General features: G+C 73.8%; 9 protein-coding genes. 3 read left to right on the top strand and 6 right to left on the bottom strand.

Annotated elements, in window-relative coordinates; translation table 11 throughout:
• Positions 1 to 219 precede the first annotated feature (219 nt).
• Positions 220 to 1,191 (top strand): Gfo/Idh/MocA family protein, encoded by a 972-nt coding sequence (locus ACFVGS_RS35915; RefSeq protein WP_385696550.1) that lies wholly within the window; start codon positions 220 to 222, stop codon positions 1,189 to 1,191.
• On the opposite strand, the gene ACFVGS_RS35910 is transcribed toward ACFVGS_RS35915, so the two are convergent.
• Positions 1,151 to 1,624 (bottom strand): MarR family transcriptional regulator, encoded by a 474-nt coding sequence (locus tag ACFVGS_RS35910; protein ID WP_384423378.1) that lies wholly within the window; start codon positions 1,622 to 1,624, stop codon positions 1,151 to 1,153. The genes ACFVGS_RS35915 and ACFVGS_RS35910 overlap by 41 nt on opposite strands.
• Before the next feature lie 75 nt (positions 1,625 to 1,699).
• Between ACFVGS_RS35910 and ACFVGS_RS35905 the strand changes: the two genes are divergently transcribed.
• Entirely contained in the window at positions 1,700 to 2,644 is a 945-nt protein-coding gene (locus ACFVGS_RS35905; RefSeq protein ID WP_385696546.1) for an alpha/beta fold hydrolase, read from the top strand.
• Positions 2,645 to 2,698: 54 nt separating this feature from the next.
• Here ACFVGS_RS35905 and ACFVGS_RS35900 read toward each other — a convergent pair whose 3' ends face one another.
• Positions 2,699 to 3,058, bottom strand: coding sequence for an arsenate reductase family protein (locus ACFVGS_RS35900; RefSeq protein WP_384423375.1), 360 nt, complete (start codon positions 3,056 to 3,058; stop codon positions 2,699 to 2,701).
• 219 nt (positions 3,059 to 3,277) lie between these two features.
• On the opposite strand from ACFVGS_RS35900, the gene ACFVGS_RS35895 reads away from it, so the two are divergent.
• Positions 3,278 to 3,553 carry a hypothetical protein gene (locus ACFVGS_RS35895; protein WP_384423373.1) on the top strand — a complete coding sequence of 92 codons (276 nt, stop codon included), beginning with the start codon at positions 3,278 to 3,280 and terminating at the stop codon, positions 3,551 to 3,553.
• Between the two features lie 91 nt (positions 3,554 to 3,644).
• Here the strand turns inward: ACFVGS_RS35895 and ACFVGS_RS35890 are convergent, their stop codons facing one another.
• The 4 genes from ACFVGS_RS35890 to ACFVGS_RS35875 all read right to left on the bottom strand — a co-directional run bounded on the left by ACFVGS_RS35890 (position 3,645) and on the right by ACFVGS_RS35875 (position 7,480).
• Positions 3,645 to 4,832, bottom strand: a complete 1,188-nt coding sequence (locus tag ACFVGS_RS35890) for a cytochrome P450 (RefSeq protein ID WP_384423371.1) — start codon at positions 4,830 to 4,832, stop codon at positions 3,645 to 3,647.
• Entirely contained in the window at positions 4,829 to 5,584 is a 756-nt protein-coding gene (locus ACFVGS_RS35885) for a tRNA-dependent cyclodipeptide synthase (RefSeq protein ID WP_385696542.1), read from the bottom strand. The genes ACFVGS_RS35890 and ACFVGS_RS35885 overlap by 4 nt, the downstream gene beginning before the upstream one ends.
• A gap of 133 nt (positions 5,585 to 5,717) precedes the next feature.
• Positions 5,718 to 5,900 carry a hypothetical protein gene (locus tag ACFVGS_RS35880; protein WP_385696539.1) on the bottom strand — a complete coding sequence of 61 codons (183 nt, stop codon included), beginning with the start codon at positions 5,898 to 5,900 and terminating at the stop codon, positions 5,718 to 5,720.
• Positions 5,897 to 7,480, bottom strand: a complete 1,584-nt coding sequence (locus ACFVGS_RS35875; protein ID WP_385696537.1) for a hypothetical protein — start codon at positions 7,478 to 7,480, stop codon at positions 5,897 to 5,899. Before ACFVGS_RS35875 ends, ACFVGS_RS35880 begins: the two co-directional genes overlap by 4 nt.
• Between the last annotated feature and the right edge of the window lie 51 nt (positions 7,481 to 7,531).

The raw sequence follows: 7,531 nt of genomic DNA, 5'->3' as shown, positions 1-7,531 counted from the left end.
CGGTTAGGCCTCCTCCGCGAGCGAAGCGAAGCGGAGGTGGCAGTCCGGACACCCCTGCCCCCGCGGAGGTCCCGGACCCCGGCACCACCCCCGGCGCCGGCGGCGGGGGCGCACCCGCAGCTCCGGGACGCGCCCGGAGCGTGCGCTCGGGGCCCGGCCAGGGCCGGATCGGGGGCATCCCGGAGCCGCCGAACCGCCCGGCCCGGCAGACTTGTGCCCATGACGAACCTTCCGGGCACGAAGCCCCGCACCGGCAACGCGTCTCCCACCGGCGGCCCGCCGCGCATCGGCCTCCTCGGCACCGGCCCCTGGGCCGAGCGCACCCACGCTCCCGCGCTCGCGGCCCACCCGGGCGTGGAGTTCAGCGGTGTGTGGGGCAGACGCCCGGAGGCCGCCGCAGCGGTGGCGGCCGCGTGCGGGACGCGGGCGTACGAGGACGCGGACGCCCTGTTCGCGGCGAGCGACGCCGTCGCGCTCGCCCTGCCCCCGGACGTCCAGGCCCCACTGGCGGCCCGCGCCGCCGCGGCCGGATGCCATGTGATCCTCGACAAGCCGGTGGCGACCTCCGTGGCGTCGGCCCGAGCGCTGGCCGACGCCGTCACGGCGGCGGGGGTGGCGTCCATAGTCTTCTGCACCCTCCGCTTCGCCGAGCCCACCGCCCGCTGGATCGAGGAACAGGCGGCGGCAGGCGGCTGGTTCCTCGGCGAGGCCCACTGGCTGGGCTCCCTCTTCGCCCCCGGATCCGACAGCGCGTACGCGGCCTCGCCCTGGCGCCGCGAGAAGGGCGGTCTGTGGGACGTCGGGCCGCACGTCCTGTCCGTCTACCTGCCGGTCCTCGGCGACGTCACCTCGGTGACCTGCGCGGCCGGCCCGGGGGACACCCGGCACCTGGTGCTGCGTCACACCTCGGGCGCGAGCAGCACGGCGACGCTCACCCTGAGCGCCCCGCCCGGGGCGTCGGAGGCGGCGCTGTCGCTGTACGGGGAGCGGGGGCGGGCGACCATGCCGGGCTGGGACGGCGCGCTCGGCGCCTTCGGGGCGGCGGTGGACGCGCTCCTGGAGGCGATACGGACGGGGGAGCCGCACTCGTGCGACGTCCGCTTCGGGGCACGGCTCACCGAGATCCTGGCCGAGGCGGAGGCCGCCGTGGCTACGGAGCCGGCGGGGGAGGAGCGGACGGCCCGGCCATGAGGTCCCGTACGCCGGTGAGGAAGCGGCGTACGGCCTCGGTCTCGCGGGCGTCGAAGTCCGCGAGCAGCCCCACGGTGCTCTCGATCAGCGGCCCGAACCACGAACGGCCCAGTTCCTTCGCCCCGTCCTCGACCCGCAGCAGCACACGGCGCCGGTCGCGCTCGTCCCGCACCCGGGCGAGGTGACCGAGCCGTTCGAGGCGGTCGATGACGGAGGTGGTCCCGGCGGAGTTGAGGCCGAGCTGCGCGCCCAGCACCCCCGGGGTGACGTCGGTGCCGGCCCGTTCGGCGTCGAGGAGGCAGATCAGGGCTCGCACATCGGTCGGGTGCATGGCGTTGGCGGAGGCGAACTCGGCCTGGCGCAGACCGAATTCGACGGTGACCGCGCGCAGCAGGTGAAAGATCCTCAGCTCTTCCGGTTCGGTCTCGGTCATGGAGGTGTCGGTGTCCCGTCTTCCGTTCTATTATCTCGCTCAGCGAGATTATCGCCGAGCGAGAGGATCCGTGTCATGCCCCGCGACCCCCTCCGACCGTCCCACCCCCTCCGACCGTCCCACCCCCTCCGACCGTCCCACCCGCTCCAACCGGATGCTCCGCCCGCACCAGCCGTCCCACCCTTCGACCTCGCCTACGACGCCGTCCTGGCGAAATGGCCGCCCGGCACCACCACCGCCACCGTCCCCACTCCGTACGGCACGACACACGTCATCGGCCTCGGACCCGCGCACGCACCGCCCGTCCTGCTCCTGCCGGGCGGAGGCGCCACCGCCACCGGCTGGTACGGGACGGCCGCGGCGCTCGGCGGTACGCACCGCGTGCACGCCGTGGACCTGGTGGGGGAGGCGGGCCGCAGCGTTGCCGACCCCCGGCGCCCGCTGCGTACCGCCGACGACCTCGTCGGCTGGCTCGACGCGCTCCTCCACGGCCTCGGCATACCGGACACCCGCCCGATCGGACTGGTCGGCCACTCCTACGGCGCGTGGATCGCCCTCCAGTACGCGCTCGCCGCCCCGGGGCGCGTCGACCGGCTCGTGCTCCTCGACCCCACGAACTGCTTCACCGGATTCGCCCCGCGCTTCCTGCTCCGCGCCCTGCCGGTGCTGCTGCGCCCCACCCCGGCGCGCGGCACCGCGCTCCTGGACTGGGAGACCCGGGGCACGGCGCTCGATCCCGACTGGCGTCGGCTGCACGGCCTCGCCACCGCCTTCCGGGCCGTCCGTCCCGTGAACGGGCCCCGGCCCACTGGCGAACGGCTCGGCACGCTGAAGCCGCCGGCCCTGGTGCTGCTCGCCGGGCGCACCCGCGTGCACGACCCGTACGCCGTGGAGCGCAGGGCCCGGGCCGCCGTCCCGGGCGTGGAGACGGCGGTCCTGCCCGACGCCACCCACTTCACGCTGCCGGTGGCGGCCCCACCGGGCACCCACGCCCGGATCGCCCGCCACCTCGCCGGCTGAGACCGGCAGACAGTCCGGCGGATCAGCGGGCCAGTGGGTCAGCGGGCCAGTGGGTCAGCGGGACAGCGCGTCCCGCACCGCGTCCTCGGTACGGGCGACCACGGCCGTGCCGTCCTCCGCGGTGATGATGGGCCGCTGGATCAGCTTCGGGTGTGCGGCGAGCGCCTCGATCCAGCGCTCGCGGTTCGTCTCGTCCCGGGGCCAGTCCTTGACGCCGAGTTCCTTCGCGGCCGCCTCCTGCGTCCGCGTGATGTCCCACGGTTCGAGGCCGAGCCGCTTCAGCACCTCCCGGATCTCGTCGGGCGACGGCACGTCCTCCAGGTAGCGGCGCACGGTGTAGTCGGCGCCCTCGGCGTCCAGCAGGGTCAGCGCGCTGCGGCACTTGGAACAGGCGGGATTGATCCAGATCTCCATGCCCCCAACGTACCGCCGAACGCACCGCGGAACGCACGGCGGAACCACCGCCGGAACCACCGGCGGAACCACCGCCGGAACCTCGCCGGGAAGCACCGGCGAAAGCACCGCCAAAGCCCGTCTGGCCAGGGCCGATTGTCAGTGGTCGCCACTAAAATCGAGGGTGAAGGTGAGGGTCCCGGGGAGGGCCCTCGCCCACCGTTCGCCAGGAGGTCGCCCATGGCTGTCGCCATGATCCGGACACCGTCCCTCGAACCCTGGAAGCCGCTCCAGAAGAAGCCGCTGCCCGCGGGCCGCCCCCGCGAGTGGTACGTCACGCACAACCGGCGACTGAAGGCCATGCGCCTCGCCATCGCCCTGCTCGACGCCGGCGTCTACCTGCCCTCGCGGGCGACGAACGCGAGGATACGGACGACCGCCGCCCAGCTCGGCATCCACCCGCCGTCCGACACCACCTGCCACATGGTCCGTGCCCTGATCCGCTACGGCCGCTGACCCCGACGCCCCGACACCTCGACGACGCTGCCCGGCCCGCCCCCACGGGCCGGGCCGGGCAGCACCCTCACCGGACGCGGCAGCCGGCCGGCTACCAGGCCACCGGGAGCCGCTCGGGCAGCCGCTTCATGAAGTTGGTGCGCCACACGAGCTGTTCGACCGGCACCGCGAGCCGCAGCCCGGGCAGCCGTTCGAGCACCGTCTCCAGGGCGATCTCGGCATGCCGCTTGCCGAGCGCCGTGGCCGGGCAGTAGTGCCGACCGCCGCCGAAGGACAGATGCTCGGAGGCGTTCTCCCGGTCCGGCCGGAAGGCGAGCGGCTCCGGGAAGTGCGCCGCATCGTGGTTCGCCGCCTCCACGAGCACCAGCACCAGCTCACCGGCCCGTACGTCGACCTCGCCGAGCCGTACGTCCTCCGTCGCGAGCCGCGGCAGCCCGTCGCCGATCGACAGGTTGACGCGCAGCAGCTCGTCCATCGCCCCGGTGACCCCGCGGCCACCGGCCAGCGCCTCCCGCACGTCGGGCCGGGTCAGCACCGACACCAGGGCCATCGTCAGGAATCCGGCCGTGGAGATCACCCCGGCCCCGAACAGCGTCACTCCCACCGTCGCCAGCATCTCGTCCGTCAGATGGGCGTAGTCGGGGTCGTCGCGCAGCGCCGCGAGCTCCGCCATCAGGCCGCCGGTCGCCGGGTCGTCGAGCCGCTCGGTCATGTACGCGATGTCCCGGTCCCAGTTGAGCCGCGCCGCCTCGATCTCCCGCGGCGCGTTCATGAAGGCGACGTCCAGGCTGCGCAGCAGCCTCGGCCCGTCCTCCTCCGGGATGCCCAGCATCCGGCAGTGCAGCCCCGCCGAGTACGGGTCGGCGAAGGCGCCCCGCAGCTCCCCGGGCGCACCGTCCGCGACCAGCGCGTCCACCAGCGCCCCGGCCCGCGCCCGCAGCCACTCCTCGAGGCCCGGCGCCTTCGGGTTGATCGCCTTCATCACCGCCTTGCGCAGCCCGGCACCGGTGATGTTGCCCATGTTGTTCACCACGTGCGGCGGGATCGTCAGCGCGTACTGCCGCGGTGCTCCCGGCGCCGAGGTGTCCTTCAGGCTGAACCGCGGGTCCTCCAGGACCTGCCGGCACAGCTCGTACGAGGAGACCAGCCAGGCCTCCGCACCGGCGATCGTCCGCACCTTCCGCACGGGCTCGGCGCGCAGCGCCTCGACCTCGCCGGGCAGCCGGGTGCCGTCCCAGTCGAAGGGGAACGCGGGCAGGTTCTCGACGGCGACACTCATCGCGCATCTCCTTCGGCATAGGCGGCAGCGGCGGCATCGGAGGCGACGGTGGTACCGGCGGGGGTGAGGATGCCGTGTCCCTGGTTGCGCGAGGCCCGCAGACCGGGCCCCCGCCCGTACAGCAGATCGGCCAACGGCAGGGCCTGGTGGTAGCAGTTGAGCGAGGAGGGCACCCCGAGGATCGCGGGCGTGTCCAGGAACAGCGGCACCTCGGCGCAGATGTACGCGCGGCACACCTCCCGCTGCCGCTCGTTCGTCTCCTGTCCCGGCGCCAGCTTCCCGGCGAGGAAGATCCCGGTCAGCGCGTCACAGGTCTCCCGCACCACCGGGTCCCCGTCGACCGCTGCCAGGACCTGCCGGTGCAGCTCCTGGTACGCGGGAACGTCCCCGAACTCGGACATTCCCCGCGCCCGCACCCGCACTCCCGTCGGATCGGCCTCCTCGACGGCCGCCCCGACCTTCGCCCGCACCCCCCGCAGGTTCTTCACGGCCTTCCGCCGCGCCTCGTCGGCCCCGTACCCCAACGCCTCGTACATGTCGGCGACATGCAGATCGGTGTAGACGAGATCGACCTTGTCGAAGTGATCCAAACCCCAGCGCGTCAGCTCGCGCAGTCGCTGGGCGGTGAAATAACTGTTCCCCGGTGAGACGCCGATGACCACGTGCGCGCCCTCTTCGGCGATGACGCGGCAGTGATCGGTGTACGGCTGGAGTCGGAGCGTCTCTGCAGGGGCGTAGGCCGCCTGAGTCACGTTCGAAAATCCTCATCGCGCCAACTAGTCCCAGCGGAGCCCTGTGCTCCGGGTGTGGCGGCAGCGACGACGACAAGCTAGCGATCAGTCGCGGAGAGTGACAGCTTTACTCATAGGTAGATCTGAGAGTTTGTCAGCTGTTCATGTTCCCGTCTCTTTCTCCGGTCTGGTCACCACCGCGCAGCTCCCGGCGCACCTCCCGCCAGGCCCGGATGAGCTGTGGAAGTTTGCCCAGCACCTCGCCGACCTGCGTGAGCACCAGCGTCACGCACCCGAAGAGCGCGAGCAGGAAGAGGGTGACCGTGTCCCACCTCATGCCGTGACCTCCGGCGCGTCGAGCAGCCCCCGCCGTGCCAGCCAGTCCAGCTCCGCCACGCCCAGCCGGTCGGGAGCCTCGCGCAGGGCGCGCTCCACCGCGTCGAGATCGGCCAGTCCCTCGGGAGCGCCGGAGCGGTCCATTCCGGCGAGCCGGCGCACGGCCGTGTCGACCACGGCCGGCCAGGCCGGCATGCCGAAGTGTCCGGGCGCCTTGAACGCCGCCGAGGCGGCGCGGTGCAGCAGCGCCCCACGCCAGCCCCGCGCCCGCATCACCTCGCCGGTGAACCACACCCGGCTTTCGACATGCCGGACGAACTCGGCCAGGGACTCGTCGTCCGGTCCTGCCGCCGCGTGCCGCAGCAGGAAACCGGAACCGCCGGCCCACCGCAGCCGTACGTCCGAGGCGACGGCCACGAAGGCGGACAGCGCCTCCGGACCGGAAGCCCGCGCGGCCAGCAGGGCCGCTCTCGCCCGGCGGTACAGGTCGACGCCCTGAGCGACGATCTCCCCGTCGCTCGGCCCGTCCTCCCTCGCATGGATCTCGTCCAGCGGACCCTCGCGCCACGCGTCGTGCACCAGACCGACCGCCGCCGCGCTCAGCAGGATCTCGGGATCGTCCGCGGAGACGCCGAAGTGGGCGAGAACGGCCTCGCAGCCCTCCACCAGCTCCGCCAGCCGCCCCTCCGCCAGCCGCCCCTCCGACTCCGCCGACGTGGGCCCCGCTCCCGATCCCCAGGATCCCGACGACGCCGGCGTCCACCCCGCCCCCGCCCCCGATGCCTCCGACCTCGCCCCCGATGTCTCCGCCCCCGCCCCCGATGCCTCCGGCGCCGCCGACGTCCGTTCCAGCAGCGCCCGCAGTGCCGGTCCGAGCGGCTCCGGCTCCGGCTTCTCCAGGGCGACGCCGTGCTCCGCCAGGTCGTCGAAGACGGCGTCCGGCCCGCAGTCGATGTGCGAGCTGTCATGCCGCCCCGAGCAGTCGGCCGGGCACCCGAACTCCTCGCACATCTCCGGCTCGTCCCCTTGCGCCTCGTTGAGGAGGTGGTACGCGAGCCGCTCCGCCACCGCCTCCCGCGCCGAGATCATCGCCAGGTCGAGCCGGAACGCCCCGTCCTTCAGTTCCGGGGCCTCCCCGCCCACCGAAGGCGGCGGCTCCGGCGCCTCCGGCAGCCAGGTGTACGCCGATTCCAGCGACACGAGCAGCCACGCGACCCGCAGCGCGGCCGTGTCCTCGTCCCGGGCCAGCTCGGCGACGGCCTCCGCCGCCTCGCGCACCCGGTCGAGCCGGGCGAGGTGCCGCGCCCGGGCCGGCTCCCACTCCGCCGACTCGGCCCGGGCCCGTTCCGCGTCCCGTACGAGCGCGGAGTCGCGCGCCTTCCGCGCCTGCGTGACCAGCCGGGTCAGGCAGGGGCGGCAGCCGAACAGTCCCGACTCCGGTGTCGGACCGAGCGGCACGACCGCCCGGTCCCCGAACGGCTCGTCGCACAGACAACAGTCGACGGCGCCCACGTGCCGTGACGTGGGCAGGGTCGGCAGCGCGGCCCGGATCGTGGCACGGGCGTAGGCAGGGATGTGCACAGGGCTCAACTCCTCGGGAGAACACGCCGGTCCGGTCACGGCGCTGCCTCC

Origin of the sequence: Streptomyces sp. NPDC127114 (assembly GCF_042677525.1) — a bacterium.
Classification (GTDB): Bacteria; Actinomycetota; Actinomycetes; order Streptomycetales; family Streptomycetaceae; genus Streptomyces.
The sequence above is the reverse complement of the archived record's forward strand: the minus strand, read 5'-3'. Positions and strand labels throughout refer to the sequence as shown.